Annotated in this window: 24 protein-coding genes and 2 pseudogenes; 7 read left to right on the top strand and 19 right to left on the bottom strand. The window is 59.2% G+C overall.

Annotation, left to right across the window (positions count from 1 at the left end):
* Positions 1-24: 24 nt before the first annotated feature.
* Positions 25-1,356 carry an aminotransferase-like domain-containing protein gene (locus AC3WMV_RS10675; RefSeq protein WP_098968180.1) on the bottom strand — a complete coding sequence of 444 codons (1,332 nt, stop codon included), beginning with the start codon at positions 1,354-1,356 and terminating at the stop codon, positions 25-27.
* A gap of 88 nt (positions 1,357-1,444) precedes the next feature.
* Here AC3WMV_RS10675 and AC3WMV_RS10670 point away from each other — a divergent pair, with 88 nt between their 5' ends.
* Entirely contained in the window at positions 1,445-2,338 is an 894-nt protein-coding gene (locus AC3WMV_RS10670) for a DMT family transporter (protein WP_096795618.1), read from the top strand.
* 113 nt (positions 2,339-2,451) lie between these two features.
* Here the strand turns inward: AC3WMV_RS10670 and AC3WMV_RS10665 are convergent, their stop codons facing one another.
* Positions 2,452-3,897, bottom strand: a complete 1,446-nt coding sequence (locus tag AC3WMV_RS10665; RefSeq protein ID WP_027614704.1) for a SulP family inorganic anion transporter — start codon at positions 3,895-3,897, stop codon at positions 2,452-2,454.
* 158 nt (positions 3,898-4,055) lie between these two features.
* On the opposite strand from AC3WMV_RS10665, the gene AC3WMV_RS10660 reads away from it, so the two are divergent.
* Together AC3WMV_RS10660 and AC3WMV_RS10655 are read left to right on the top strand one after the other, a co-directional pair.
* Entirely contained in the window at positions 4,056-4,346 is a 291-nt protein-coding gene (locus tag AC3WMV_RS10660; protein WP_103369580.1) for a DUF7693 family protein, read from the top strand.
* Positions 4,347-4,432: 86 nt separating this feature from the next.
* Complete coding sequence (locus AC3WMV_RS10655) at positions 4,433-4,978, top strand: hypothetical protein (protein WP_103369579.1); 546 nt, start codon at positions 4,433-4,435, stop codon at positions 4,976-4,978.
* A 42-nt stretch (positions 4,979-5,020) separates the two neighbouring features.
* Here the strand turns inward: AC3WMV_RS10655 and AC3WMV_RS10650 are convergent, their stop codons facing one another.
* The gene (locus tag AC3WMV_RS10650) at positions 5,021-5,656 is read right to left on the bottom strand and encodes a hypothetical protein (RefSeq protein ID WP_103369578.1); all 636 of its coding nucleotides are present in this window, start codon (positions 5,654-5,656) and stop codon (positions 5,021-5,023) included.
* 241 nt (positions 5,657-5,897) lie between these two features.
* Here AC3WMV_RS10650 and AC3WMV_RS10645 point away from each other — a divergent pair, with 241 nt between their 5' ends.
* Positions 5,898-6,539 (top strand): TetR/AcrR family transcriptional regulator, encoded by a 642-nt coding sequence (locus AC3WMV_RS10645; RefSeq protein WP_103369577.1) that lies wholly within the window; start codon positions 5,898-5,900, stop codon positions 6,537-6,539.
* A 329-nt stretch (positions 6,540-6,868) separates the two neighbouring features.
* On the opposite strand, the gene AC3WMV_RS10640 is transcribed toward AC3WMV_RS10645, so the two are convergent.
* Both AC3WMV_RS10640 and ggt read right to left on the bottom strand, forming a co-directional pair.
* A complete protein-coding gene (locus tag AC3WMV_RS10640; RefSeq protein WP_103369461.1) occupies positions 6,869-7,402 on the bottom strand; it encodes a cysteine hydrolase family protein in 534 nt (177 codons plus the stop codon).
* Between the two features lie 69 nt (positions 7,403-7,471).
* Positions 7,472-9,199 carry a gamma-glutamyltransferase gene (gene ggt / locus AC3WMV_RS10635; RefSeq protein WP_027614698.1) on the bottom strand — a complete coding sequence of 576 codons (1,728 nt, stop codon included), beginning with the start codon at positions 9,197-9,199 and terminating at the stop codon, positions 7,472-7,474.
* Between the two features lie 150 nt (positions 9,200-9,349).
* Between ggt and AC3WMV_RS10630 the strand changes: the two genes are divergently transcribed.
* Positions 9,350-9,865: a methylated-DNA--[protein]-cysteine S-methyltransferase gene (locus tag AC3WMV_RS10630; RefSeq protein ID WP_103369459.1), complete on the top strand. Its 516-nt coding sequence runs from the start codon at positions 9,350-9,352 to the stop codon at positions 9,863-9,865.
* A gap of 127 nt (positions 9,866-9,992) precedes the next feature.
* Here AC3WMV_RS10630 and AC3WMV_RS10625 read toward each other — a convergent pair whose 3' ends face one another.
* The 11 genes and pseudogenes from AC3WMV_RS10625 to AC3WMV_RS10575 form a co-directional block, all read right to left on the bottom strand.
* Positions 9,993-10,583 (bottom strand): NUDIX domain-containing protein, encoded by a 591-nt coding sequence (locus AC3WMV_RS10625; protein ID WP_103369457.1) that lies wholly within the window; start codon positions 10,581-10,583, stop codon positions 9,993-9,995.
* A gap of 108 nt (positions 10,584-10,691) precedes the next feature.
* A complete protein-coding gene (dcsG, locus tag AC3WMV_RS10620) occupies positions 10,692-11,606 on the bottom strand; it encodes a D-cycloserine synthetase (RefSeq protein WP_103369456.1) in 915 nt (304 codons plus the stop codon).
* Between the two features lie 48 nt (positions 11,607-11,654).
* Positions 11,655-12,398: an SDR family oxidoreductase gene (locus tag AC3WMV_RS10615; RefSeq protein ID WP_027614694.1), complete on the bottom strand. Its 744-nt coding sequence runs from the start codon at positions 12,396-12,398 to the stop codon at positions 11,655-11,657.
* Entirely contained in the window at positions 12,385-13,536 is a 1,152-nt protein-coding gene (gene metX, locus AC3WMV_RS10610) for a homoserine O-acetyltransferase MetX (RefSeq protein WP_103369454.1), read from the bottom strand. The genes AC3WMV_RS10615 and metX overlap by 14 nt, the downstream gene beginning before the upstream one ends.
* Before the next feature lie 48 nt (positions 13,537-13,584).
* A complete protein-coding gene (gene cysK / locus AC3WMV_RS10605; protein ID WP_027614693.1) occupies positions 13,585-14,547 on the bottom strand; it encodes a cysteine synthase A in 963 nt (320 codons plus the stop codon).
* Positions 14,534-15,391 (bottom strand): diaminopimelate epimerase, encoded by an 858-nt coding sequence (gene dapF / locus AC3WMV_RS10600; RefSeq protein ID WP_178085271.1) that lies wholly within the window; start codon positions 15,389-15,391, stop codon positions 14,534-14,536. The genes cysK and dapF overlap by 14 nt, the downstream gene beginning before the upstream one ends.
* Positions 15,384-16,223: an arginase family protein gene (locus tag AC3WMV_RS10595; protein WP_049827968.1), complete on the bottom strand. Its 840-nt coding sequence runs from the start codon at positions 16,221-16,223 to the stop codon at positions 15,384-15,386. Before AC3WMV_RS10595 ends, dapF begins: the two co-directional genes overlap by 8 nt.
* Positions 16,223-17,002: a YqcI/YcgG family protein gene (locus AC3WMV_RS10590; protein WP_103369452.1), complete on the bottom strand. Its 780-nt coding sequence runs from the start codon at positions 17,000-17,002 to the stop codon at positions 16,223-16,225. Before AC3WMV_RS10590 ends, AC3WMV_RS10595 begins: the two co-directional genes overlap by 1 nt.
* A 209-nt stretch (positions 17,003-17,211) precedes the next feature.
* Positions 17,212-18,405 (bottom strand): annotated as a pseudogene (locus AC3WMV_RS10585) (pyridoxal phosphate-dependent aminotransferase); the annotation flags it as partial.
* A 47-nt stretch (positions 18,406-18,452) separates the two neighbouring features.
* The gene (locus AC3WMV_RS10580) at positions 18,453-19,664 is read right to left on the bottom strand and encodes an MFS transporter (RefSeq protein ID WP_103369449.1); all 1,212 of its coding nucleotides are present in this window, start codon (positions 19,662-19,664) and stop codon (positions 18,453-18,455) included.
* On the bottom strand, positions 19,661-21,202 hold the full coding sequence (locus tag AC3WMV_RS10575; RefSeq protein WP_081730309.1) for an FAD/NAD(P)-binding protein: 1,542 nt from the start codon (positions 21,200-21,202) through the stop codon (positions 19,661-19,663). The genes AC3WMV_RS10580 and AC3WMV_RS10575 overlap by 4 nt, the downstream gene beginning before the upstream one ends.
* Positions 21,203-21,390: 188 nt before the next feature.
* On the opposite strand from AC3WMV_RS10575, the gene pdxR reads away from it, so the two are divergent.
* Complete coding sequence (pdxR, locus tag AC3WMV_RS10570; RefSeq protein WP_158248895.1) at positions 21,391-22,836, top strand: MocR-like pyridoxine biosynthesis transcription factor PdxR; 1,446 nt, start codon at positions 21,391-21,393, stop codon at positions 22,834-22,836.
* A 127-nt stretch (positions 22,837-22,963) separates the two neighbouring features.
* Here the strand turns inward: pdxR and AC3WMV_RS10565 are convergent.
* From AC3WMV_RS10565 to AC3WMV_RS10555, 3 genes and pseudogenes are all read right to left on the bottom strand, one after another.
* Positions 22,964-23,986, bottom strand: a pseudogene (locus AC3WMV_RS10565) (chitinase); the annotation flags it as partial.
* A gap of 40 nt (positions 23,987-24,026) precedes the next feature.
* Positions 24,027-24,662, bottom strand: coding sequence for a lytic polysaccharide monooxygenase auxiliary activity family 9 protein (locus AC3WMV_RS10560; protein WP_027614688.1), 636 nt, complete (start codon positions 24,660-24,662; stop codon positions 24,027-24,029).
* A 222-nt stretch (positions 24,663-24,884) separates the two neighbouring features.
* Positions 24,885-25,322, bottom strand: a complete 438-nt coding sequence (locus AC3WMV_RS10555) for a hemerythrin domain-containing protein (protein WP_027614687.1) — start codon at positions 25,320-25,322, stop codon at positions 24,885-24,887.
* A 147-nt stretch (positions 25,323-25,469) separates the two neighbouring features.
* On the opposite strand from AC3WMV_RS10555, the gene AC3WMV_RS10550 reads away from it, so the two are divergent.
* A complete protein-coding gene (locus AC3WMV_RS10550) occupies positions 25,470-25,895 on the top strand; it encodes a GNAT family N-acetyltransferase (protein WP_103369444.1) in 426 nt (141 codons plus the stop codon).
* The last annotated feature ends 81 nt before the right edge of the window (positions 25,896-25,976 follow it).

Below are 25,976 nucleotides of genomic sequence, written 5' to 3'. Positions count from 1 at the left end.
AACATCTGTCCCCCGGGCCTTGTTTTACAGGTAAGCGGCGATGACCTTCCTGACGGTGGTCAAGGCCTGCCGCAACACATCCATTTCCACCGAACCCAGGGCCAGTCGAATCGCATGCGGCACATGGGCCGACACTGCAAACGGCTCGGCAGTGGTGACCGAAATCTGCTTCTGCATCAGCTCCACCACAATCTGATCGGCACGCACGTCTTCCGGCAAGGGCAGCCACAGGAAATACGAGTTCGGATGGGCGACGCATGGCAACCCTTTGAGCAACTCGGCAGCCAGTGCCTGGCGCGCCTGGGCATCGTGGCGTTTTTGCGCTTCCAGTTCGATCACGGTGCCGTCGTCGAGCCAGCCGCAGACGATCGCGGTCATCAGTCCCGGGGTGTTCCAGGTGGTTGCGCGAATCACCCGCTCCAGTGCCGGAACGTGGGCCGCAGGCGCAGCAATGAAACCGACGCGCAGGCCGGTGGCGATGTTCTTCGAAAGGCCCGAAACGTAGACCGTGCGCTCAGGCGCCAGGTCGATCAGAGGACGCGGCGGGTCTTCCACCAGAAAAGCGTAGGCCGCATCTTCGATAAGGGTCAGATCATGCCGTCGCGCGATGGCAGCCAATTCTTCGCGCTGCTCGATTGGCATCACCCAACCAAGCGGGTTATGCAGGGTCGGCATGCTGTACACCGCACGCACCGAGCGACTGCGGCAGAGTTTTTCCAGCGCGGCCAGATCCGGCCCCTGCTCGTTGACCGGGATCGCCACCACTTCCAGATGCAACGCCTCGGCCAGCACTTTGAACCCGGAATAGGTCAACGCATCGGCGGCGATCACATCGCCGGGCTTGAGCAACGCCATCAGCGTCACCGCCAGCCCCTGCTGGGCGCCGTTGACCAGCAGCACTTGTTCGGCGTCGACGCTGACACCGCGACTGAGCAAATGGCGCGCGACCGAAGCCCGTTCGTGGGCCCGGCCGGCATGTGGCTGATAGCGCAACAACGCTTCCAGATCTCCCGACAACGCCAACTGGCGTAGTGCGGTGCGCAACAATTGCGTCTGACCGGGCAAGGACGGGTAGTTGAAATTCAGGTCGATCATGCCGACGGCCACGTCTTTCTGGTCGATGCCCTGCCCCGGCGACAACGAGGTTTCGCGCACGAAGGTGCCGCGCCCGGTTTCGCCGCTGACCAGCCCCATGGCTTCGAGTTCGGCGTACACCCGCGAGGCCGTGACCAGCGCCAGGCCTTCCTGCGTGGCCAGTTGCCGGTGCGTCGGCAGACGGGTGCCGGGCGCCAGACGTCCGGTGCGAATGTCGGCGGCGTAAGTGTCGACGAGGGTCTTGTAGCGAGAGCGGGACATGTCGGGATGTATCCATGACAATTTTTTGATTGTCCTGATTCTCAATCATAGGATTCTCTCAAAGCAACCCACAATGAGTGTGAATCGTATGGAACGGACTTCAAACGTGAGCAACCCGGCACTGGAAAAAACCAGCGGCTGGATCAACGGCTTTATTGGCGTGGTGTGCTTCAGCGGCTCGCTGCCGGCGACGCGCCTGGCCGTGCTGGAGTTTGACCCGGTGTTTCTCACCGTCGCGCGCGCCGCCATTGCCGGCGTCCTGGCCGTTGCCCTGTTGTGGTTGTTCCGTGAGCGGCGACCGTCCAGGGATCAGTGGTTTTCGTTGCTGATCGTGGCATTGGGCGTCGTGCTCGGCTTCCCGCTGCTGACGGCGTTAGCATTGCAGCACGTGACATCGGCGCATTCGATCGTCTTTGTCGGCTTGCTGCCATTGGCCACTGCGCTGTTTGGCGTCTTGCGCGGTGGCGAGCGTCCGCGCCCGGTATTCTGGTTCTTCTCGATCCTCGGCAGTGCTCTGGTGGTGGGGTTCGCCTTGTCACAGGGATTGTCCGCCTCGCCCACCGGTGACCTGCTGATGCTGGCCTCGATTCTGGTCTGTGGTCTGGGTTATGCCGAAGGCGCAAAACTGTCGCGCACCCTGGGTGGCTGGCAGGTGATCTGTTGGGCGCTGGTCTTGTCGCTGCCCCCGATGGCAATCGCGAGCCTGTGGCTAGCCCCGCCGTCCTTCAGCGGCATCAGCGTGTCGGCATGGGTCTGTCTGGGCTACGTTTCGCTGTTCAGCATGCTGATCGCGTTCGTGTTCTGGTATCGCGGCCTGGCCCAAGGCGGGATTGCCGCGGTCGGTCAACTGCAGTTGCTGCAACCGTTTTTCGGCCTGGCGCTGGCAGCGACGTTGCTGCATGAGCAAGTCAGCATCGGCATGCTGGTGGTGACGGTGGGCGTGATTCTTTGTGTGGCCGGGGCGAAGAAATTTTCCCGATAGTGATCTTTGGCATCGCCGCTGTGGGAGCGGGCTTGCTCGCGAAGGCGTAATGGCAGTCGATACCGTTTCATCGACATATCGCCTTCGCGAGCAAACCGCGCCCACAACTGCACTCAGTGGTGTTCGACGCCGGCGCGTTTCAACAGCTTCTTGCAGCGCTCGGACAGATGAAACACCTGCAGCTCCTTGCCCGCCTTTTCGTAACGCTCGCGCAGGGTCTTCAACGCGGCAATCGCCGAGTAATCGACGAAGCTCAAATGCCGGCAATCGAGGGTCACTCGTACTGGGTCATTGGCCGGGTCGAACTGGTTGAGGAACGGCGTGGTCGAGGCGAAAAACAGCGTGCCGTGCAGGCGGTAGAGTTTGCTGCCGTCGGCTTCCAGATGCTCATCGGCGTACAACTCGCGGGCCTGCTGCCAGGCGAAATTCAGCGCGGCGATGATGATCCCGCAGAGCACGGCAGTGGCCAGGTCGGTGAACACGGTGATAGTGGTCACGGCGATGATCACCAGTACATCGTTGAGCGGTACTTTGTTCAACACCCGCAACGAAGCCCAGGCGAAGGTCTGCTGCGAGACCACGAACATCACCCCTACCAGTGCCGCCAGCGGAATACGCTCGATCAGCGGCGACAGAAACAGGATGAACAGCAGAATCAGCACCCCCGCCACCACCCCGGACAAACGCCCGCGGCCGCCGGAGCTGAGGTTGATCACGGTCTGGCCGATCATCGCGCAACCGCCCATGCCACCGAATGCGCCGGAGACCACGTTCGCCGCGCCCAGCGCCACGCACTCGCGATCCGGGTAGCCGCGGGTTTCGGTGATTTCGTCGGTAAGGTTCAGGGTCAGCAGGGTTTCCAGCAGACCGACCAGCGCCATCAGAATCGCGTACGGGGCGATGATGCGCAGGGTTTCCAGCGTCCACGGGATGTCCGGCAGCGCGAAGCTCGGCAGACCGCCGGCGATGTGCGCCATGTCGCCAAGGGTGCGCGTCGGCAGACCGAACAGGTAGACCAGCAGGCCCACGCCGAGGATCGCCACCAATGCTGGCGGCACCGCGCGGGTCAGGCGCGGCAGGATGTAGACGATGGCCATGGTCAGCAGCACCAGCCCGGTCATCAGGTACAGCGGCGTGCCGCTGAGCCAATGTTCACCGCTCTTGAAATGCTCCAGTTGCGCCAGTGCAATGATGATCGCCAGGCCGTTGACGAAACCGAGCATCACCGGATGCGGCACCATGCGCACCAGTTTGCCCAGGCGCAACAAGCCGAACGCCATCATGATCAAACCGCCGAGCAACACCGTCGCCAGCAAGTACTGCACGCCGTGCTGCACCACCAGCGCGACGATCACCACCGCCATCGAACCCGCCGCCCCGGAGACCATTCCCGGCCGGCCACCGAACAACGCGGTCAGCGTACAAATGATGAAGGCGCCGTACAGGCCCATCAGCGGATTGAGATGCGCCACCAGCGCGAACGCAATGCATTCGGGCAACAGGGCAAATGAGGTGGTGAGTCCGGCCAGGACATCGGCGCGCAGACGTTTCGGTTTCATGGCTTACCTGACTGAGCGGCCCACGAGGGTGGCCGCGGATGTTCGCGAAAATGAGGGGTGCGGATGTTACGGAATAGTTCGGAATCGGGCCAGTGATCGCTGACACCCGTCGACGCGCGATTTATCCTGACGCGCTTCTGCCCCCATCGAGTACGACAATGACTGCATTACTGACCGCCCGCGACGTTTGCCAGCGCTTGCGCGAGGCTGCGCTGGGTGTGCTGATGTTCAACAGATCCAAGACACCCAGTGATGCCGGACTGATCGCGGTCGATATCGAGGGCTGGCGCCTGTTGCTTGATTTTGAGGGTGGGCACTTGCATCACTGTGAACAGTGCCGCTGCCCGGATGGCCGCGAATGGCAATTCAACAGCCGTTACGGCACCGACCCGGTGAATCTGCTCAGTACCTGGGAACTGGCGCAGATCGAGAATCTGTTGAAGCACTGAGCGCTTCACGGGTGAAGTCGGTTGCTCAATGATGGCACTCTGCCCATAATTCGCCCCCCCCCTTATTCCTCACGCAAGGAAACGCCGTGAACAAGTCTCTGTTGTTGATCCCGATGCTGGCCGTGCTGCTGCAAGGTTGTGGCATGACCATGACCCGCTATGAGCCGAGCTACGAGAACGTCCAGAAGCTCAAGCAGACCCCGCCCCTGCAGGCGATCAGCAATCCTCAGGTAACTGCCGAGTCCGGCGAAGGTTCGCTGACTGTGCGGGCCAATCCGGTGCGCTCGCCATCCGGCAGCATCCCGGCGCACATCCAGGACGCGATCACCGAAGAACTGCGCAAGGCCGGTCTGCTTGATCCGCAGGCTCAGCGTCAGTTGAAAGTGCTGGTGGTGAAGAACAACCTGTCGGCCGGCATGGGCACGGGCGATGGCGAACTCGCTGCACGCTTCACCCTGCTTAATGGGCAGAACGTGGTTTACGACGCGACCAAGCATGTCAGCAGCCAGTGGAGCAGCAGCTTCTTTGGTTTCATTGCCATTCCGAACGCGGTCAACGCCTATAACCCGATGCTGCGCGATCTGCTGAAGGAACTGTACAGCGATCCTCAGTTCATCCAGGCCTTGAAGTAAGGGCGAAAAAAAGAGCCGCGATTGCGGCTCTTTTTTTTTGCTTCAGGCCCGTGGAGTAAGGGGCTCGAGTGCCGAGTATTTCAGGTTGTTGTTGTCGATCATCTGCTTGAGCAGCGCGTTGACCTGACGGGCGAACGTGTCGTTGACCGCCGCCTTCGGGGTGTTGCCCATCAGCGGAATGAACCAGATACCGATCCAGGTACCGACCGCATCATGGTTGCTCGCGGTGGTCAGGGCCTGACCTGTGCCGTCCACGGCTTCGAGGCTCATGGTGTACTGATCGGTACCGTATGCCGGGATCACCCCCAGGCTGAAACCACTAATGAAGCCCAGTACCATCGAACCGGCATTCGGCGGATGGTTGTACATTTTCAGACGCAGGCTGTAATCGCCCGGTTGCTTCTGGAACTCGTCCAGAGTGACACGGCCGAACAGACCCGAATCGCTCAGAATCTTTTGCAGCTCAGGCTTGAGCTGGTCACGCGCCTGCGGCACTTCTACGGCCGAAGCGCTTTTCGGCTCGCCCTGATAGAAGTCGAAGTCCACATAAACATTGGGTTTGTTGGCGTAGCTGGCCATCGATGGCAGTTTGACCGGCGCCACTTCGTCTTTGGTGAAACTGGCACAACCACCGAGCGCAAGCACCAGGCCCAGCGCCAGGATTTTCCCGAATTGCATGTTGTCTTCCCTATGTGAACCGAGCCCAATGATAGCAATGAGCCTCCATTGCGGAGGCGGGGCGGATTCTAGAGAGAGCGCTCGCTTGAGGAAAGACTGAATCGGGAAATTTACACAAAAATATCCGCTCAGCCCTGTCGCAAGTGGAACAGTTAGCTGGCTTCGCCGCTATATAGTTTTGTATATTGCGAAACCGAACTTGCCCGTATCTGCCCATGCCTTCTATTCACACCGTGTTCCCATGAGCGCCATCCGCGTACGCAACGAGCAACTGATCCTCGCCGCCGCCAGCGAAGAGTTCGCCGCCAACGGCTTCGACGCCACCCAGACCCGCGACATCGCCGCCCGCGCCGGTGTGCCCAAAGCCAACCTGTATTACTACTTCCAGACCAAGGAAAACCTCTATTCCAAGGTTCTGCTGGAGTTTGTCGAACCGCTGCTGGAAGCCTCAGCGGCGTTGCGCGAAAGCGACGATCCCATGATCGGCCTGCGCGCCTACATCGCCGCGCGCATCCGCATCGCCCGTGAACACCCGGCGATTGCCAAGGTATTCAGCGGCGAGCTGCTGCTCGGCGGGCGCCAGTTGCCAGACGAATGCCGCGACCTGCTGCACGCCGAAGCCCGACGCAACGTCGACTGCCTGCGCAGCTGGATCGAACGCGGCCTGCTGGCCCCGGTGGACCCGGAACACCTGATGCTGTTCATCTGGTCGGCAACCCGCACCTACACCAATATTGGCTGGCAAATGGGCTGCATCACCGGGCGCGCAGTGCCGCAGGATGAGGATTACGCGACGGCAGCCGAGACCATTACGCGGCTGGTGCTGGAGGGCGTCGTGGCCCCGCAGGTTGGGGCGATTCGTGGAGTTCTGTTTGCGACTTGAAATGTGAGGGCTGCTACGCAGCCGGCGCGAGCAAGCTCGCTCGCCACAGGGAACTCATGCTGGACATGGGAATTGGTGAACACCATCAATCATTGTGGGAGCGGGCTTGCTCGCGAAGGCGTCGGGTCAGCCAACACATGCGTCACAGACCTACCGCTTTCGCGAGCAAGCTCGCTCCCACTGGGGATTTGTGCTGGACGTGGGAATCTGTGAACACCACCAATCATTGTGGGAGTGGGCTTGCTCGCGAAGGTGTCGGGTCAGCCAACGCATGCACAGGCCCACCGCTTTCGCGAGCAAGCTCGCTCCCACAGGGGTATGCGCTGGTTTTAGAAAGTGATCTCGGCTGCGGGTTTGACGTCGACCCGGGCCGTCGCGCCGGTCAGGTGCGCCAGGTCCTTGTTGTGTTCGGCGATGATGTCTTCGGCGCTCATGGTGCCGTTGTCGAGGGTGGAATGGGCGTCCGCCACGAGCACCACGTCGTAACCCCGCTGATGGGCCTGGCGCACGGTGGCGTTGACGCAGTAGTCGGTCTGCAGGCCGCAAATGATCAGGCGTTCGAAGTCTTCGCTGGGCAGCAGTTTGCCCAGCTCGGTCTGATAGAACGAATCCGGGGTGGTTTTACCTACGCGCAGGTCTTCGGCGGTCGTCAGCAATCCGGCGGCGAGTTGCCAGCCTTCGGCCCCATGGGCCAGCGGGCTGTCCTTTTCCTCATGCTGAATCAGCACTACCGGCACACCCGCCTCACGCGCACGCGTGCTGAGCTGGTTAATGGTGTCGATCACACGGTGGATGTCGAAGCACTGATACTCGCCCGAACAGAGAGCCTGTTGGACGTCGATGATCAACAATGCGCTGGACATGATGGGCCTTCCTTGATCGATCCTTGAGACAGGGGGCGGAGCTGAGCCCCGCCGCCTGTTTTACGCCTCTCAGTAACCCAATGACAACCCGGTATTGCGCCGTGGATCGTTGGCCCCGTAGAAACGGTTTTTGCCCACCGGTTTACCGCCCAGCGACGGCGCGCCGACCAGGATCGCGGCGATGTGGTTGGCATCCTGCGGCCCGGCGAACTTGTGGCCCCAGCTCTCGAGGATCTTCTTCGTATCCGGGCTGGCGGCGAAGTCTTCGAGGTTGGTTTCTTCCGGCATCCATTGCTGGTGGAAACGCGGCGCGTCGACCGCTTCCTGCAGGCCCATGCCGTAGTCGATGACGTTGAGCATGGTCAGCAAGGTCGCGGTGATGATCCGACTGCCACCCGGCGTACCAACCACCATCACCACTTTGCCGTCCTTGGTGACGATGGTCGGGCTCATCGACGACAGCGGGGTTTTGCCCGGAGCGATGGCATTGGCCTCGCCCTGCACCAGACCGTACATGTTCGGCACGCCGACCTTGGAGGTGAAGTCGTCCATCTCGTCGTTGAGGATCACCCCGGTCTTGCTCGCCATCACGCCGGCGCCGAACCAGTCGTTGAGGGTGTAGGTCACCGACACTGCGTTGCCCCACTTGTCGACAATCGAATAGTGCGTGGTGTTGTTGCCTTCATGCGGAGCGACGCCGGGCTTCAGCTCGGCGGAGATCCCGGCCTTCTGCGGCTGGATCGCGTTGCGCAGCTTGGTGGCGTAGTTCTTGTCCAGCAGATGCTCGATTGGATTCTTCACAAAATCCGGGTCGCCCAGATAGCTGTTGCGGTCCACGTAGGCGTGGCGCATCGCCTCGATCTGGTAGTGCATGCCTTGGGCCGAATGGAAGCCCAGATCCTTCATCGGATAGCCTTCGAGGATGTTCATGATCTCGCAGATCACCACCCCGCCGGAGCTTGGCGGTGGCGCCGAAACCACATGGTAGCCACGGTAATCGCACTCCACCGGGGCCAGTTCGCGGGTCTTGTATTTGTCGAGGTCGGCCTGGGTGATGATGCCCTTGTTGGCCTGACTGGACGTGACGATGGCGTCGGCCACCCAGCCTTTATAGAAACCGTCAGCGCCTTTTTCGGAAATGGTGCGCAGGGTTTTCGCCAGATCCTTCTGCACCAGCTTCTGCCCGACCTGCATCGGCTCGCCGTTGTGCAGGAAGATCGAGCCGGAATCACGCATGTCCTTCTTGAACACATCGGTGGCGTAGTCCAACAGATCGACGTCGCCCTGCTCCAGCTCGAAGCCGTCTTCCGCCAGTTTGATCGCCGGGGCGATCATGTCCTTGCGCGGTTTGGTGCCGTACTTGCTCAGCGCCAGCTCCATGCCCGACACGGTGCCCGGCACCGCCACGGCGAGGTGACCACGGGTGCTCAGATCCGGGACGACGTTGCCGTCCTTGTCCAGGTACATGTTGGCAGTCGCCGCCAGCGGAGCTTTTTCACGGAAGTCGAGGAACGTCTTGCGCCCGTCCGCCAGTTGAATGGTCATGAAACCGCCACCGCCGAGGTTGCCTGCGGCGGGATACACCACCGCCAGCGCATAGCCCACAGCGACCGCCGCATCCACCGCGTTACCGCCGTTTTTCAACACATCGACACCGACATGCGAGGCCAGGTGTTGAGCGGTGACCACCATGCCGTTTTCAGCGGCAACCGGTGCTACGGAAGCGGCGTGGGCCATGAGGCAGCTCAGTGCCAGTGACGTCGCAATCAGCGTTTTGGCCAAAGGTTCGTACTTCATGAGTCGATCTCTTTTTTGTTTTCGGGTTCTGTGCAGAACAGAGGGGAACACAGCAAAAGCACCAAGCAGTATGGTCGCTATTGCGATTTGCGCCTCCCCGCTCAGGCAGTATGCTGGGCGCTCTCGACGTACCGATCCGGAGTTCTGCCCATGTCGTACACGTTCATCACCCTGCCCTCACCGGTCGGCGAATTGAAGCTGGTTGCGAACGGCGCACGACTGGCGGCCATTCTCTGGGAAAACGACAAACCGGGCCGGGTGCGCCTCGGGCCGATGACGGAAGCGCCGGACAATCCGCTGCTGCAGCGAACCGCGCAGCAGCTTGAGGAATATTTTGCCGGCAAGCGTGATCGCTTCGACCTGGAACTGGATTTTGTCGGCACCGATTTTCAGAAGAAGGTCTGGGCGGCGCTGCTGACCATCCCCTTTGGCGAAACCCGCACCTACAGCCAGATCGCCGAGCAGATCGGCAACCCGACGGCGGTGCGTGCGGTGGGCGCGGCGAACGGGCGCAACCCTATTTCGATTGTGGCGCCGTGTCATCGGGTGATCGGCGCGTCGGGGAAGTTGACCGGGTTTGCGGGTGGGCTTGAGGCAAAAGAGCGGTTGCTGGTGCTGGAGGGCGGGGACTGGTCTGATGTCGGTAGAACAGGGGACCTGTTTTAACCCCGTAAATGCCATTGGGTGGCGAGGGCGCTTGCTCCCGCTCCAGTGCGCAGCACGGGCAAAAACCTGGGGCCGCTGCGCAGCCCAGCGGGAGCAAGCTCCCTCGCCACAATGGATTGGCGTTGAATCAGCTGTCGAAAAGGTTATTCATCGCCGCATACTGCAACAGCATGATGGTCTTGGCATCGCAGATCTCGCCACGGTGAAATGCAGCCAGTGCTTCATCGAAGCCCCATTCGAGCACTTCCAGCTCTTCGGTTTCTTCTTCCAGGCCGCCGCCCTCGCTGACCTTCGACTTCGCGTCGTATTCGGCGATAAAAAAGTGCAGCTTCTCGGTCACCGAGCCGGGGCTCATGTAGGCCTCGAAGACCTTCTTCACCTCATGCACGCGGTAACCGGTTTCCTCTTCGGCCTCGTCGCGGATCCGCTGTTCCGGCGCCGCACCTTCCAGCAGCCCCGCCGCCACTTCGATCAACAAGCCGTCGTGGCCGTTGACGAACACCGGCAAGCGAAATTGGCGGGTCAGCACCACCGTGCGCTTTTCGCGGTTGAACAACAGAATCGCCGCGCCATTGCCACGGTCGTAGACTTCGCGAGTCTGCCGCTGCCAGTCACCGTTGTTGCGTAGATAGTCGAAGGTGATTTTCTGCAACAGATACCAATCGTGGGACAACACCTGAGTATCGACAATGTTGACCCGCTCGGCTGTCTTGGTCATGACGCCTGTTCCTTGTGCCATCGGAAAACGCCCATAGTCGAATAATCGCGCGCACAAAAAAAGCCCGGCAATGCTGTCGGGCTTGTTTACTGGCGTTCGCGGAGGTTGTCAGAGATCGACCAGGTGCCGGTCGATGCGCTTGAGCACGCCCTTGATCAGGTTCAGCGCACTGTCGGCGCGAAACGGCAGGTTAAGCGAAGGCTCGCAGATCTCCATTTCCATGATCATCGGCCGACCGTCATAGTCGCGGATCACATCGACCCGGCCGTAGAGCAACGGCAGCTCAAGCCCGAGCACCTCGGCAGAAGCCACCAGCGCCGATAGCGCCACCGCCTGCTCCTCGGCATCCGCCTCGCGCGGCTGGCGAAATTCGGGGGTTGGCACGTTCACCGTACCGTCCGCCATGAGCATGGCGCCCTTGCGGATGGAATGGCTGAAGGTGTTATCGAAGAAGGTCAGGTCCGTCTCGCCGTAAGTGTCGATGGTGGTGATGTACGGCTGAATGATCACGTGCGAACCGCGCTTTTGCAGCGCGCGAATGTGTGCCAGCGCGGCCTCGGAACCGCCACGGACAAACCGTTTCACTCCGCGCGAATACGAGCCGATCGTCGGTTTGACGACAAATTCGTGGCTGTCGGTGTTCGCGTCGAGGAAGTCAGCCAGATAACCCTCGGGAGCGTCGTCGGGCGCCAGGAATACACTGGGAATAATCGGCACACCGCGCGCAGCAATGTCCTTCAGGTACAACTTGTTCAAGCCCCATCGGGCCACGGACGGCACGTTCAACAGGCAGGTCAGTGCATGCACCTTGTCGCACCAGGCAAAGAATTCGTCGAGGTTTTCAATGCAGTCCCACGGTGAACGGATCAATACGGCGGTATACGCCGCCCAATCGATTGACGGATCGTCCCAGAAACACACATCGGCGTTGATCGACAGTTGCTTGCAGGCTTCAAGCAATGGCGGCATGTCGTAGTCAATGTGCAGGTTCGGCTTATCGGTGACGAGTGCAAGCTTAATCATGAAGAATCCTTTCTACTGAGCAGTTGGAAGCAGAAAAACAGCAACGACTCACCAGGGAATCACGCGGTCCTGATGGCGGTAAGTGCCCGTGGGGCCATCGGCACCAATCAATGCCAGCGCGACACTGGTCCGCGCGCCTTCCTGCACATCGAGATCACCGGCGCCGTCATTCATGCCGGTTTTGGTGTAACCGGGGTGCACGGCATTGACCTTGACGGGCGTGTCGCGAAGCTCGTAAGCCAGATGAACCGTCCACGAATTCACCCCGCTTTTACTGGCGCTGTAGCCCGGCAAGGATTTGAACATCGGTGAATAGGCGTAGGAATCGACGTCCGTATGGGTGGTGAGCGATGCCAGCAGACTGGATACGTTGACGATGCGCCCAGCCGCAGACTGGCGAATCAGCGGCAGACAATGCTGGGTCACCGCGACCATGCCGAACAGGTTGGTTTCAAACGTCTGGCGCCACTGTTGAAGTGGTTGTTGCGAAGGGTTCAACCCGTAGGATTCGATACGGATCGCAGCATTATTGATCAGAATATCCAGTCGACCGAACTTCGCCTCCAGCAATTTGACCGCCGAGGCGATGCTGTCTTCATCCGTGACATCCAGCAGGCACGGGAACGCCTTCAGGCCCATGCCGACCAACTCGTCGGCCGCCTGAGCGACAGCCTGATAATTCCTGCCACTGAGCACCACCGTCACGCCCTCGGCGGCCAGTTGTCGCGCCACCTCGAAACCGATGCCACGGTTGGCACCGGTCACCAATGCAACCTTGTCAAAATCGTTCATCGTGCAACTCCAGACAACGCTCCGCCCTGCCCGCAGGAAGGACGGAACCAATACGATTCATGAAATGTTCCAGCAGCGGCCCGAACGCCCGCAGATCGGTCAGAAAGGCGTCGTGGCCGTCCGGGCAATCGAGCCGGACAAAGGTCACCTCGGCACCATCCTGCTCGAGCCCTTGAGCGATGTGCTGCTGTTGCGCAACAGGAAACAGCGTGTCGCTCTCGACGCCGACCACCAGAACCTGCTCCAGCCCGACAGTCTGAAAACCGCCCTGCGGCGGCGTCAGACAGGCATAAAGATCAATCGCACGGCTTAACTGCAGATAACTGTTAGGGTCGAAATCCCGTGCGAATCGCCAGGCATTGGCCTGCAGATAATCCTCGACTTCAAAGTCGTGGGTCATGCCGGCGGATTTACCGGCCGCCTGATCGCTGCGGCTGAAACGGCGATTCAATTGCGCGCCGGAGCGATAACTCAACAGGCCGATCTTGCGGGCCAGCGTCATGCCGTGAATCGGGCGCGCATCCGGCGAATACTCGCCACCGGCCCACAGCGGATCACTGCGAATGGCTTCCCGCTGCAATGAACGCAAGGCCGTGGACACGGGAAGCGAACTGGCCGCGCCGCACAGGTTGATGTGATGCCGGACAAACCCCGGATACCGGGTCAACAGGGCCAGCGCACACATGCCACCCATCGAAGCGCCGATCAGGCAGGTCACTTGCGCCATGCCCAGCGCTTTCACGGCCATGACGATCGTGTCGACGATGTCTTCGATGCTCAGCTCGGGAAAGCGCGACTGGTAAGGCCTGCCACTCGCCCGCTCGGTGGACAGCGGCCCCGTCGAGCCCTTGCACCCCCCCAGATAGTTGAAACAGATCACATACCAGCGGTCTGTATCGATCGGCTTGCCTGAACCGGCAAAGTCCTCCCACCAGCCCGCCTCAGGATCGCGGGCGACACTGCAGACGTGGCTGTTGGCGGACATGCCGGGCAGCACCAGGACGATGTTGTCGCGACGATCATTCAGTTGCCCGAACGTCTCATACGTCAGCCTGAAATCTTCCAGTACACCTCCACGATGCATTGGAAACGGGCGCGCGAACTCGATGTAATCTGCTGCCGGAAGAGTTTCCACCATGATGCTAATCCCTTAGAGCGCCTGCTTCGCCAAGTAACCGGTTGCCTGTTACGGCTCGAGCGACTGCAACCAGTCATCGTCGGAACCTTCGGCGATGCCGTCCATCAGGAACGTCGAGAGATAACGTTCACCGGTATCCGGCAACATGGCCAGCAGCACCGAACCGGCCGCTGCGGTCTCGGCAACCTTCAACGCTGCGGCGACCGAGGCGCCCGAAGAAATGCCGACGAAGATCCCCTCCTCCCTGGCCAGGCGCTGCGAAGTGTCGCGCGCCTCGTACTCGTTCACGGTCAGGACTTTATCGATGACGGTCTTGTCCATGATGGTCGGCGTGAAGTTGGGCGCGAGTCCCTGAATCTGGTGCACGCCCCAGGTGCCGCCCGACAGCAACGCAGCATTTTCCGGTTCTGCGGCAACGATCTGCACGGCGGGTCGCGCGACTCGCAGCATCTGGCCAACGCCGGTCAGTGTGCCGCTGGTGCCGAAACCGGTGACAAAGTAGTCCAGGCGTTTACCGGCGAAATCACCGAGGATTTCGGTGGCGGTGGTTTCGCGGTGATAGGAAGGGTTGGCCGGGTTATCGAATTGTCGCGATCTGAACCAGCCAAACTTCTGCGCCAGTTCATCGGCAATCTGGTTGCCGCCGCTGCTGCCCAGGTGAGCAGGAAACAGCAGAACCTTGCCGCCATAGGCGCGAATCAGCTTGCGCCGTTCGATCGAGTAACTGTCGGACATGATCGCCACGAAGTTATAGCCGCGCGCCGCGGCAACCATCGCCAACGCAATGCCGACGTTGCCGGAGGTGCATTCGGCGATCGTATCGCCAGGCTTCAACAGGCCTCTGGCTTCGGCGTCGAGTACCACAGCCAGCGCCAGCCGGTCCTTGACCGAACCACCTGGGTTGAACGACTCGACCTTCACATAAATGCTGACGTGTTCCGGGGCGAGCCTTTGCAGCTTGACGATTGGCGTACGGCCGATCGTGTCCAGAATGCTTTCATACAACGGCATGAGCGAGTTCTCCATCAAATACGAATTCAGCAGGGCCGGAGAGGTACATCGCGGACAAGTCACTCTCCCATGTCACTTCAAGGGTTCCGCCGGGCAGTTCGACATCGACCGAGCGGTCGACCCGCCCGGCCCGCGCCAGCACCGCGACCGCCGCGCAGGCACCGCTGCCGCAGGCCAGCGTCTCGCCTGCGCCGAATTCGTAGACCTTGAGTTTTATCCTGTTGCGCGATTGCAGCTGTACAAACCCGACGTTGACGTCAGGGGAGAAATACCCGGAGTTTTGCAGGGCGCTGCCGACAGCTGGAATCTCATACTGATCACGTTCGGCTTCGATCACCGCATGCGGGTTGCCCATCGATACCGCCGAACACGCCAGGTGTTGCCCGGCGAGTTCGAATTGATAAGCCGACTGCGCCTGGTCGAAGCCGAACACCGGGATGGCGGCGGGCGAGAAATTCGGTGCGCCCATGCTGATCTGATAGTTGCCGTCCTCCATGACCCGGACCCGGTGGGTACCGGAGGGACTGTCGAGGGTGAACTCGGACGCCTCCGTCAAACCTGCCCGAACCAGCCATGCGGCGACACACCGCGCACCGTTGCCGCATTGGCGGGAGGACTCGCCCTGCGCCGTCCAGATATCGAACGAGGCCACGGACGATGGATTGCGCGCAGCCTTGACGCCCAGAACCATATCGGCGCCGATACCTTTATGGCGGTTAGCCAGGTACTTGCACAATTCGCGCGACGGATCCTGCGCATCACGCAGATCGAGAATGATCATGTCATTGCCCGCACCGTGCATCTTGCTGAAACGCAGCCGGGCAGCAGCAGGCGGTTTATGCATGGCACACACTCGCCTCAAGACACGCTTTGGACAGGAGCGGGTCAACGATATCGATGATGCACTGGGTCGCACGCTGTGCCGTCGCCGCATCGCAGGAGGCGTTGAACTCGGCGATTTCCAGGCCGACGATCTGCTCCAGCGGAATTGCTCCCAGGATCGCCGCGAGCTGTTGCGGCAGCAGACCGTCAGGCACTGCGTAGTCGGCGGGCACATAGCCAGGCTCAAGAGAGTCCCAATCGATGTGCACCCAGACCTTCGATTGGCCGATCGCGCTACGCACCGCTTCGGCGGTTGCCTGCTGCGGGGAAAGCGTGCGCACATTATTGGCGCTAAGCAGACGCTGCTCTTGCCCGTCGATGTCACGCGCGCCGACCAGAATGACGTTCTCTGCACGCACGCCGGCGCCACAGCCGCTGTCCCAGAGGCCACATAATGCCGACACCACCATCCCGCCCAGGTAGCCCGTGTCAGTGGTCGTCGGAATATTGAAGTCACCATGGGCATCGACCCACACCAGACAAAGGTCCGGGTAATGTCTGGCAACCGCAGGTACGCTGCCCAGGCTGGCCGGGCAGGTGCCGTTGATGACCACTGTGAGTTGCTGCTCCTCTACCGCACAGGCCACGGCGCGATGCAGCGAATCGATCTGCTCACGTCCTGCCGGCAGACTGACTGTCCAGTCATCGGCCGCCGGCTCGCAGCTGCCGTCACCGATATACAGCGGCGCTACACCGTACTTTGCTTCAAGTGCCGACGCGGCCTTCAACGCACCGATACGGGTAAATGCCGTGCGGTCTGCCACTCTGCCGTTGGATACAATCAACTTGAACATCAGGCTTCCTCTTTATTTTCATGGCTGGAATGTTTGAACGGGCAAACATCCGTGCGCTCTGCATTTTCTTCAATCAAACCGTATTGCCACCACTCTTTGGCGTCAGAGCCGAAGCCGCCCAATTGCAAGGCGTGGGGCACCGAATCATATTTAAGGATGCGTTTGCGAATATTGGCGCGAACATTACGTCCGCCCACGGTATCGCCGGCAAATACATCGAAGCGTTCACGCGGATTAATCACCAGCGCAAATCTCGACCCGAGGTTTCTGCTCTTGCGAAGTTTGTGTGCGGGAGAACTCATATTCACAAACAGTTGCATTCCCGCGAAGCACATCGACCAGAACGGGGACTCCGGGTCGACATCGACGCTGTCCGGCCACGGGCTCTCATCCAGCCAGTGCAGGCTCTGCAGCACGCCCCACCCGGCGGCCTGATAATCCTGCGCGGTACTCGCCGATATCGCATCGGTTGAAAAGAACACGATGAGCGGATAAGCGTCCTCGATTGAACCACTCCATGTTCTGGAAAGCGTCACATACTCTTTCAAGCCTTCAGCCAGCTTCGCCAGTCCTTGAGCATCCAAAGTGTCGACAAATACAAACTTGATCGAAGACTTCTTGAATGCATTCTTGGAAAAAATGCAGGGAAAGTCGGACCCTGCTCCAAGTCGCTCTTCCAGTTCATTCAAGGCCTCTTTCTCCCAATCGGACCCACGATGATTAATCTCATTCTGAGAAAGCATGACCCGATAAGAAACCTGCGCATCAAAGTTCCGCATACTCATTCCTTTATGCTGCACAACTTAGAGAGATGGCCGAGTGTGGCATCCAGCCGTCTGGCACTTTGCGCTGTCACACCTGCCACGAACTTACGTCAGGCATGACAACTTGCTTACTTGATCTGCGTCTGGAATCAGAAGACCGGCCACAGGTCCCGGGCGTTATTCGCCACTCGACGAACGCTCAGGTTGTTGACTGACCTGCTGCTGATGAATCGATGAATCCGCGCCATGGCGTCTTCGATGTCCGGCAATGCCGGCAACGTGACCACGCGAAAATGGTCGGGTGCGGGCCAGTTGAACGCGGTTCCCTGAACCACCAGCAGCCTTTCCGACATCAGCAGTTCGAGGACAAACTTTTCGTCATCCTTGATCGGGCAAATTTTCGGATCGATCCTTGGAAATGCGTACAGCGCGCCCATCGGCTTGACGCAACTGACGCCAGGAATAGCGTTGAGCAGTTCATGCACCCGGTTACGCTGCTCGAGCAGACGCCCCTGAGGCAAGACCAGGTCATTGATACTCTGGTAACCCCCCAGCGCGGTCTGGATCGCATGCTGGGCCGGAACGTTGGCGCACAGGCGCATGTTCGCCAGCATGTCGATGCCTTCGATGTAGCCGGCGGCATGCTGCTTCGGCCCGGAAATCACCAGCCAGCCGGAACGAAACCCGGCCACCCGGTACGACTTGGACAACCCGTTGAAGGTCAGGCACAGCAGGTCCGGCGCCAGCGAGGCGGTGCTGATGTGCACCGCCTCGTCGTAGAGAATCTTGTCGTAGATCTCGTCGGAGAACACCACCAGATTGTGCTGGCGCGCGATCTCCAGCATTCCCAGCAGCACGTCTCGCGGATACACCGCACCGGTGGGATTGTTGGGGTTGATGATCACCAGCGCTCGGGTGTTGGGGGTGATTTTGGCCCGTATGTCATCGAGGTCCGGCCACCAGTCCTGATGCTCGTCGCACATGTAGTGCACCGCATTGCCCCCGGCAAGACTCACCGCGGCGGTCCACAACGGATAATCTGGAGCAGGCACCAGCACTTCGTCGCGGTTGTTCAGCAGCGCCTGCAGTGACATCACAATGAGCTCGGAGACGCCATTGCCCAGGTAGATATCGTCGACGCCGACGCCCTCGATCTGCTTCTGCTGACAGTACTGCATGACGGCCTTGCGGGCGCTGAATAAGCCTTTGGAGTCACTGTAACCTTGCGCCGTCGGCAAATTACGGATCACATCCTGGAGTATCTCGTCGGGCGCCTCGAAACCGAAGGGCGCGGGATTGCCGATATTCAACTTGAGAATGCGCTGGCCGTCCTCCTCCATCTTTCTGGCCTGCTCCAGTGCCGGGCCACGAATGTCATAACACACACTGTTCAACTTCAGCGATTTCAGATACTGCACGACTACACATCCTTGTTTTTTTTATCAGGGTCGCAGCAACAGCAAACTCAGGTCCGAGAGACTGCCTTCAACTGTTCTTCCGGGGACTTCGACAGTGCCCGCGACATATTCAGGAAAACGAACAACACGACCATCGGAATGGCGATAAACAGTGCCAGGCCACGAACGCCCAGTTCGGAAAAGGAACTGACCAGCAAACCGTAACCGGCCCCCGCCGCCATCTGGAAAAAGAAAAACTGCCCGGAGGAAATACCGATATCGCGACTGACACTCTTCAATAGCCCGGCCTGAGTCGCGGGAATCACCATCCCGACCGACAACAGAATGAACACCATCGGAATCAGCAGCGCCGGCAGCACACTGCCAAACACCGACAGCAGAATGCCCAGCAACATGCACCCGGCCATGCCTACCCTGCTTCCAAGCAGCAGGATCTCGTTCAACGCCCACCTGGCGCTCAATGCTCGCGCCAACGTACTGCCAATCACATAACCGACGGCGCACAGGGAGATCACCGCGCCGTAACCCAGGCTGGACATGCCCAGTTCCGTCTGCAACGCATAAGTCGAACAGGACAGGAACACGAAGTAACTCATCCACACCAGACTGATGCCGGCGGCATAAGCCAGATAATCCGCATTTCTGAAGTTGGCGGCATAAACGGCAATGATGCTGCGCCCCGTCGAATCCGATGCCCCCGGGGAGGTGTCGACCTGCCAGAAAAGCACCAATGCCGCGAGATTGAACATCCCCACGCCGCCCATCATCCAGCGCCATCCCAGCGAAGGTAACAACATGCCGCCGAGCAACGGTGCGATACACGGCGTGAGCGCTATCGCCGAGGCAAGGGTGGTGAGAATTCGCAGGCGTTTGCTTTCCGGATAATCGGATTTCACGATCAGCCTGGTGGTTACGGTCCCTACACAACCTCCGAGGGCCTGCATGAAACGCGCAACCGCAAACAGGTAAAAGGAGTCCGAGAACGCTGCAAGCAGGCACCCGGCAGCACAAATCAGCAACCCCGAAATCTGTACGCGACGGGCTCCGATACGATCGGCAAGAATCCCCGCCAATACCACGGACAACGCATACCCGATCATGTAAACAACAAACGTTTCCTGAATCGCCTCATGGGGGACTCGAAACTCCTCCGCCAGTTTTGCAACGGTGGGCGTCATCAGACCGAGTCCGAGCTGCGGCACGATTACGGCCGACAACAACGCTGCAGGTAACAGGATTCCGGGGCGGCTGGATTTCACGCAGAAAGCTCCTTGAGGTATTGATCAGTCGTCAGCAAATGCGGCAGAACCCGATCGATCTGACGTGTGATCATGGCCAGTGAACTGGTGTAGTAATGGTTACCGGCAGCCAGTTGGCCCAAGGCATAAATAGCGTCGCTGGCCTTGCCACTGCGGTCGATGACCTTGTGCGAACCGAATGACACGTGCAGGCCACCAAACGGATGGTGCTGAGCGACGCCATTGTTGACCATCGAAGACACCAGCTCGGTACCGGTCTGCCCGACACCACCGGTTTCAGATCGCGTGGCGTTGATGACCCAGTCGGCATGACAGGCGCCTGCCTGGTAATTCAGGACGAAACCGCCACCGGGACTCAGTTCCACGCCCTTCAGGCCAGGACGAATCACGAGGTGTCCGGATTCGAGCATGTTGCGCAACTTGTTGGCCGTTGCCGGAGGCATCGGGTTGCACAGGCTCATGAAAATCGAGTGATAGTTGGCCATGTAATAACTGCGATCGCCCGCACTCAGGCTGTCCCAGGCCAGCTCGACGTAGTCGTTGGCAATATCAATCAGGATGGACAGCCACTTTTCGCCACGGGCCGATGCTTGAAGATGGCGCTCCAGCCGCTCGAACGGCAGTTGACCTGGCGCCAGTTCAGCCTTGAGCTTCTCCAGATCCACGCCTTGGGCTGTCAGTTCGAAGGTGATCAGGCCAAGCCATTTCGACCAGGAGATCATCCCCGCTTCATCACGCAGCTCTTCGATGCGTTCGCGGGTGATGACCTTGTAAGTGAAGTCGTGATGCGGCATGCGCACCGCTGGCAGCAGCGCATTGCGCGACAGCATGACGATCTTGCCGCGGTGTCCCTGGGCATTCAGGGCCAGGACTGCATCGACAGCGGAGAGGCTGGAACCAATGATCGCCACCTGATCGTCGCCGCCAATCGCGGAAAACTTGGTCCACATCGGATACGGATTGCCGATGTAGTTTTGGGAGCAGGCCAACGAGAAGATATCCGCCGGCTCTGCGGTACCGATGCACAGAATCACCCGGTCGAACACTTGTTGCGGCCCGTTTTCGACACCGACGACCGCTTTGTCATCGTGCATTGTCAGGCTGGTGACCTTTTGCCCGATCACCCGAATCGGCCGCTTGAGGTCGCGCGCCAGCGCCACTTGCTCGGCAAAACAATCGGACAGGTACTCACCAAAATAGTGACGGGGCAAGAAATCAAGTTGCGCCAGTGCACTTCCATATTTATGAGTGACCCATCCTACAAAGTGCCGGGGATCGTCACTTTTCACGGACATGAATCGGGCCTGGCGATTAATCAATCCATAATCACCATCGTTTTGATAAGCGCGACCTGGACCTATTTTCTTGTCAGGCTCATAGAGAGTAATTGCAACATCCATATTTTTCAGCTTAACGTCGCGCTGCAACGCATCAATTACACTAATCGCTGTTGCACCCCCTCCGACTATCGCAATCTTTAGTTGCGGCTCGCGATGATTAGTCTTATTGAGTGTTGACAGTTTTTCAAAAGCAGTCATTGCCGACGATATCCCTATACCAATCCAGTTTCTCTTGACCCCAATGACTCGCGCGCCACCCCTCAACGCGTTAGCTTGAGCGGCGTTGAGCGTATTTGTATGCCGCGCTAAGATGAAGATCCATTAAATGGATTTTGGTGTGTACCACTATGACCAGAGGTAAGCGGCCAGTTGGCCTCGACCTAGTCTTGCCGTTCGAATTGACCGAACATTCGCTGTCCACCAAACATCAGCTTCTGTGCCGTTTCCTTGAACACCTGATCAGTTCCGGTCGGCTCCAATCCGGCGAAGCGCTGCCCTCCACGCGTACGCTTGCGCAAAGATGGGGAGTTTCCCGAGGGACCCTGGAAACTGTTTTCGATCAATTGCGCGAAGAAGGTTTCATCATTCGCAAGCGAGGTGCCGGCTCGATAGTCTGCGCAACATTGCCGGATAATCTGATCGCCGCCGCCAGAACTAAGGAACTGCAAGTCGAACTTGATACTCACCGGTCATCCGATTCACCTGCTCCCATTACTTATTTACAGCCGTATGTACCGTTTATTGCCAGACTGGCCGATCCGGGATTGCTCGAAGAAAAAGATGTAAAGTCGTTATGCACACCTTCCGCCAAAGACCTCGCCACCGCAGTATCGGCCTCGTCACTCGGCGGTGACGAGAACTTGCGCAAGTCCATTTGCGACCATATCCAGATCTACCGGGGAATTGACTGCTCACCTCAGGACATCGTGATTACCCACGGCATCAGGCACTGTCTCGACCTTATCAGCCGGGTATTGGGAAAAGAGGCCGTCGTTGCCATGGAAGATCCCGGCTATTACTGGGCCCGGCGGATATTCAATTGTTCCGGCAACACAATCATCGATATTCCAGTGGACGATGCAGGTCTGATCGTTGAAGCGCTGTCACCCGCCAGTCCGGTTCAGGCCATTTATGTCACGCCCTCTCACCAGGCTCCTTTGGGTGTCTGCATGAGCATGGCACGCCGCAAGGCCCTGCTGGCCTCGGCGACCGCAGCCAATGCGATCATCATCGAGGACGACTACGACAGCGAGTACAACTATGGCAGTGCTCCCCTGCCCGCCATCAAATCAATAGATACAAACGACCGGGTGATTTTCTGCGGCAGCTTCAATAAAACCCTGTTCAGCAACTTTCGTCTGGGCTTCATGGTCATTCCCAAACATTTACAGAAGAAAGTCATCAACCTCATCGAAGACACCGGCCAGACGCCCGGCATACTGGGTCAGCTCGCACTCAACCAGTTTCTCTGCACCGGAAAATATGTACGGCATTTGCGCATCTCGCGACAGACGTATCAACATCGACGCGATTTGCTGATCTCACAGCTGCGAGAAAACCCTGATCTGCAGATTTCCGGCGAGCAATCCGGATTACATTTTGTGCTCTGGTTACCCGCAGACATTGATGAAAGAGAATTCTGCGCACGGGCTGCCCTCTTCAATCTTTGCCTGCAACCGGTATCCGCATTCACCAGCAGTCACGCGGTCAAACCCGGCGTGCTGATTGGTTACGCGGCGCTTACCGATACGCAGATCAATCAGGCGGCTGCCTGCTTGCTGGATCTCGTCAAGTCATTCACTCAATGTATCGAGCGCGTCCCGATCGGATAAACAACCCGCTCCGCTATGACTCACATCCGGGCATTGTTTGCCTGGCCCACGCAAAAAAGCCCGGCAGCGCTACCGGGCTCTTTAATTGCTGCTAACGGGCGACGCGCGACAACGTGTCATCCGTTTCCTGTGCCGCTGTTTTCGCTCCGTGAATCAGCGGTCCATAACGCCGACTGAATTCCCAGCCATACGGCACGCGATCCTTGCTGACGCCGTTGTCCCAGTTTACCGACCAGGTCATCAGGCCCTTGATCGGCAGCCCTTTGATCGCCAGACGTTTGAGCGCATTGCCGACGGCGGTGCTGTCGATCACGTAACCGGTGGCCGCCGCATCGACGTTGGCCGGCAGGCCGATGACGAATTTGTCCGCCGGGATTTTGGTGAAGCCCCGGGTGCCGGTCACCAGACTTTCGGTCAGGTAATAGAGGAAGTCCTCTTTCAGCGCATCATTGTTCTGCGCGATCCACGCACCATTGCCATTATTGGCTTCCGGTACCCAGACCCCGTCGCCGCCCTGGTTGTAGAACTGCGGCGCGATGAAGTCGTAATAGCCTTCCAGTGCCTGCAGGTATCCGACGTATTTGCCGTTGGTGGTCAGGTACGGAAACTCCGGGGCCATGCTGATGATGAAGTGCTTGCCCTGGCCTGCGTAGTGATCCTTGACCAGTTTCAGCGCGGCCGGCAGCACGGTCTTGTTGGCGGCGAAATCAATCGCGCTCTGTTCAAGATCGATGTCCAGCCCATCGAAGCCGTAGGTTTCCACCAGACGGATAATCTCATTGGCCAGTGGTTGTTCCTGTCCGGCCCGCAACTCGATGTGCGCATCGGCGCCACCCAGGGACAAGAGCACCGCCCGCCCCTGGCTGTTGAGCACGCCGACCTGACGCCGGAACTCGGCATCGGAGACGTTGTACGGCTTGAAGGTTGGAATCCCGCTGCCCTTCATGAACGCCACCGCGACCACGTTGTACTCCTTGGGCACCGCTTCCAGAGCGATTTCGGCGAAGCGGCCCTGACGATAGCCGTCACTTGGACCCGCCGGCCAGTTGTGCCAGAAGCCCATGAGTATTTTTTTGCCGGCGATGCTCGGCATCAGCGCGGCCGCGTCGGCCGCCTGGTTTTGCACTAGCGTGAAGTCGATATTTGACATGTTCTAATCCTTCAGAACCTGTGGGTTGAGCGTAACGCCGTTATTTGAAGTCGACGTCGAACGCCTGATAGAACGCGTTGCCGGTGTTGGCGACGATCCACATCAGCACGATAACGTGACGGCCCTTTTTGGTGGCCGGCAATTTCACCGAATGATTGACCTTGGCCTTCAATTCCCCCGGATAGCTGTAATACGGCACTTGAGTGTAGAAGTCTTCGGCGAAAGGCTGCGCTTCGAGTTGTGCACGGGAAATACGCTGTTTCGGATCCCAGCCATCCTTGGTGATCAGCCAGCGATAACCACGGGTGGTGTGTGGCGCGGTGTATTCCCACTTCACTTCCAGCGTCTGGCCCGGGGTCACACTGAGCAGTGGCCAGCTGAACGGACGATTGAGCTTTTTGCTCATTTCCTCGTCGGTGAAGTTCACGCAGTCACGGGCATCGGTCTTGCCACCGCTGAGGATGTAACCGTCGGCGGGCGGCGTGACACTGTCACTGTCGCTGCCATAGGGAGCAGGAAAAGGTCCTGCCGTCAGCGCCGGGAAGTTCTTGCCGCCTTCCATTTCGTTGACCTGCCAGGCACCGAGCAATCCTTGCTCGATGGCTACCGCACCGCGGCTGGCTGGAGAGGTGACGCGACCGTGTCGCAGTTGGGTTTGAGCTTGTGGTTGATTCATGTTTTTCACTCCGTTGATTTAAGAACTCTCCTGTCCGAGGAGAGGCCTTCAAGCTAACGGAGGTGGTTTTTTTGTCCATCGGCGGTTTTGTCGCAGTCAATCGGCGTCTCAAGTCAAAAACGCCGAAAACACTGGATGAATATACAGCCTATTACGACAAGACCCACCCAACGCATGGCCAAAGGCCTACACGCCGACACTGCAAAAACTGGCATTCAGTACTCATGGCAGTTGCGCCTGGTACTCCTTTTCGTACTGGCCAGCGAGTTGTTCCTTTTGCTTGTCATCGAGCAATTTGCCGGCCATCTGGAAGAACTTCTGCTCTTCTTCCTTGAGATGGTGATGGACTTTGTCGGAGAGCTTCTTCGCCGTTGCCAGCCACGCCGGGCTGGACATCTCGGTCTCGTCCAGCTCTTCCATCATCTCGTCCATTTCATGGTGCTCGGAGATGGCGTGGCGACTGAGGTCAACACCGTTGTCGAACTCCATCAGCGGGATGTAGAAGTGGCGCTCTTCGGCGGTTTCGTGGGCCTGCAGCTCGGCTTTCAGCTGTTTATAGGCTTCAACCCGCTCCGGGGTGTCGCCGCTGGTTTCGACCAGGGCTTTGGCGTAACTGCGCTGGCGGTCGTGGCTTTCGCGAAGGGCTTCGAAAATATTCATGGGGGATCCTCATCAACCGCGTTCGGAATGACGCTGTAAAAGCTAGACCCCGGCGCGACAGCGGCGGTTCCAAAGGGATGAGGAAGGACTTGGAAGACGCTCCCCGGGCAGGATAGGCTGGCGGTTCATCTCACAAGGAAGTTGCACATGACGTTGCGAATCGAGCTGTCGCAGAACCCTACGGAAGAACAGCGCAAAGCCATTCTCGAGCCTTTGATTGCGTATAACGACGCCCGGACCGGTGGTTCCACCTCTGAACCTTTCGCCCTGCTGGTGCGCGATGAACACGACGCGATTCTCGGCGGTTTGTACGGCCGGGTGATCTTCCAGTGGATGTACATCGAGTTGCTGTGCGTCCCGGAACAGGGTCGCGGCCAACGCATCGGCTCGGAACTGATGGCCATGGCGGAAAATCTGGCCAAGGAGAAGAACTGCCTGGGCATCTGGCTGGACACCTTCGATTTTCAGGCGCCGGCGTTCTACCAGAAGCTGGGATTCAGCCAGTTTGGCGAGATCGTTGATTACCCGCCGGGGCATAGCAGGCACTATTTCCAGAAGCGCTTGAAGGGTTGAACCTCAAGGGCCCTTCGCGAGCAGGCTCGCTCCCACAATGGAATGCATTTCAAAAGTGGGAGCGAGCCTGCTGGCGATAAC

This window comes from Pseudomonas sp. FW305-3-2-15-E-TSA4 (genome assembly GCF_058787295.1).
The sequence above is the reverse complement of the archived record's forward strand: the minus strand, read 5'-3'. Positions and strand labels throughout refer to the sequence as shown.

Coding starts and splice junctions, on each gene's coding strand:
- AC3WMV_RS10645 (WP_103369577.1), top strand. CDS start 5,898: ATGAGCGCCATCCGCGTACGCAACGAGCAACTGATCCTCGCCGCCGCC.
- AC3WMV_RS10560 (WP_027614688.1), bottom strand. CDS start 24,662: ATGAATCAACCACAAGCTCAAACCCAACTGCGACACGGTCGCGTCACC.
- AC3WMV_RS10630 (WP_103369459.1), top strand. CDS start 9,350: ATGTCGTACACGTTCATCACCCTGCCCTCACCGGTCGGCGAATTGAAG.
- AC3WMV_RS10550 (WP_103369444.1), top strand. CDS start 25,470: ATGACGTTGCGAATCGAGCTGTCGCAGAACCCTACGGAAGAACAGCGC.
- AC3WMV_RS10665 (WP_027614704.1), bottom strand. CDS start 3,897: ATGAAACCGAAACGTCTGCGCGCCGATGTCCTGGCCGGACTCACCACC.
- AC3WMV_RS10625 (WP_103369457.1), bottom strand. CDS start 10,583: ATGACCAAGACAGCCGAGCGGGTCAACATTGTCGATACTCAGGTGTTG.
- AC3WMV_RS10575 (WP_081730309.1), bottom strand. CDS start 21,202: ATGACTGCTTTTGAAAAACTGTCAACACTCAATAAGACTAATCATCGC.
- AC3WMV_RS10590 (WP_103369452.1), bottom strand. CDS start 17,002: ATGCGGAACTTTGATGCGCAGGTTTCTTATCGGGTCATGCTTTCTCAG.
- AC3WMV_RS10615 (WP_027614694.1), bottom strand. CDS start 12,398: ATGAACGATTTTGACAAGGTTGCATTGGTGACCGGTGCCAACCGTGGC.
- AC3WMV_RS10660 (WP_103369580.1), top strand. CDS start 4,056: ATGACTGCATTACTGACCGCCCGCGACGTTTGCCAGCGCTTGCGCGAG.
- AC3WMV_RS10595 (WP_049827968.1), bottom strand. CDS start 16,223: ATGTTCAAGTTGATTGTATCCAACGGCAGAGTGGCAGACCGCACGGCA.
- metX (WP_103369454.1), bottom strand. CDS start 13,536: ATGGTGGAAACTCTTCCGGCAGCAGATTACATCGAGTTCGCGCGCCCG.
- dapF (WP_178085271.1), bottom strand. CDS start 15,391: ATGCATAAACCGCCTGCTGCTGCCCGGCTGCGTTTCAGCAAGATGCAC.
- AC3WMV_RS10670 (WP_096795618.1), top strand. CDS start 1,445: ATGGAACGGACTTCAAACGTGAGCAACCCGGCACTGGAAAAAACCAGC.
- AC3WMV_RS10640 (WP_103369461.1), bottom strand. CDS start 7,402: ATGTCCAGCGCATTGTTGATCATCGACGTCCAACAGGCTCTCTGTTCG.
- AC3WMV_RS10675 (WP_098968180.1), bottom strand. CDS start 1,356: ATGTCCCGCTCTCGCTACAAGACCCTCGTCGACACTTACGCCGCCGAC.
- AC3WMV_RS10650 (WP_103369578.1), bottom strand. CDS start 5,656: ATGCAATTCGGGAAAATCCTGGCGCTGGGCCTGGTGCTTGCGCTCGGT.
- dcsG (WP_103369456.1), bottom strand. CDS start 11,606: ATGATTAAGCTTGCACTCGTCACCGATAAGCCGAACCTGCACATTGAC.
- ggt (WP_027614698.1), bottom strand. CDS start 9,199: ATGAAGTACGAACCTTTGGCCAAAACGCTGATTGCGACGTCACTGGCA.
- cysK (WP_027614693.1), bottom strand. CDS start 14,547: ATGCCGTTGTATGAAAGCATTCTGGACACGATCGGCCGTACGCCAATC.
- AC3WMV_RS10555 (WP_027614687.1), bottom strand. CDS start 25,322: ATGAATATTTTCGAAGCCCTTCGCGAAAGCCACGACCGCCAGCGCAGT.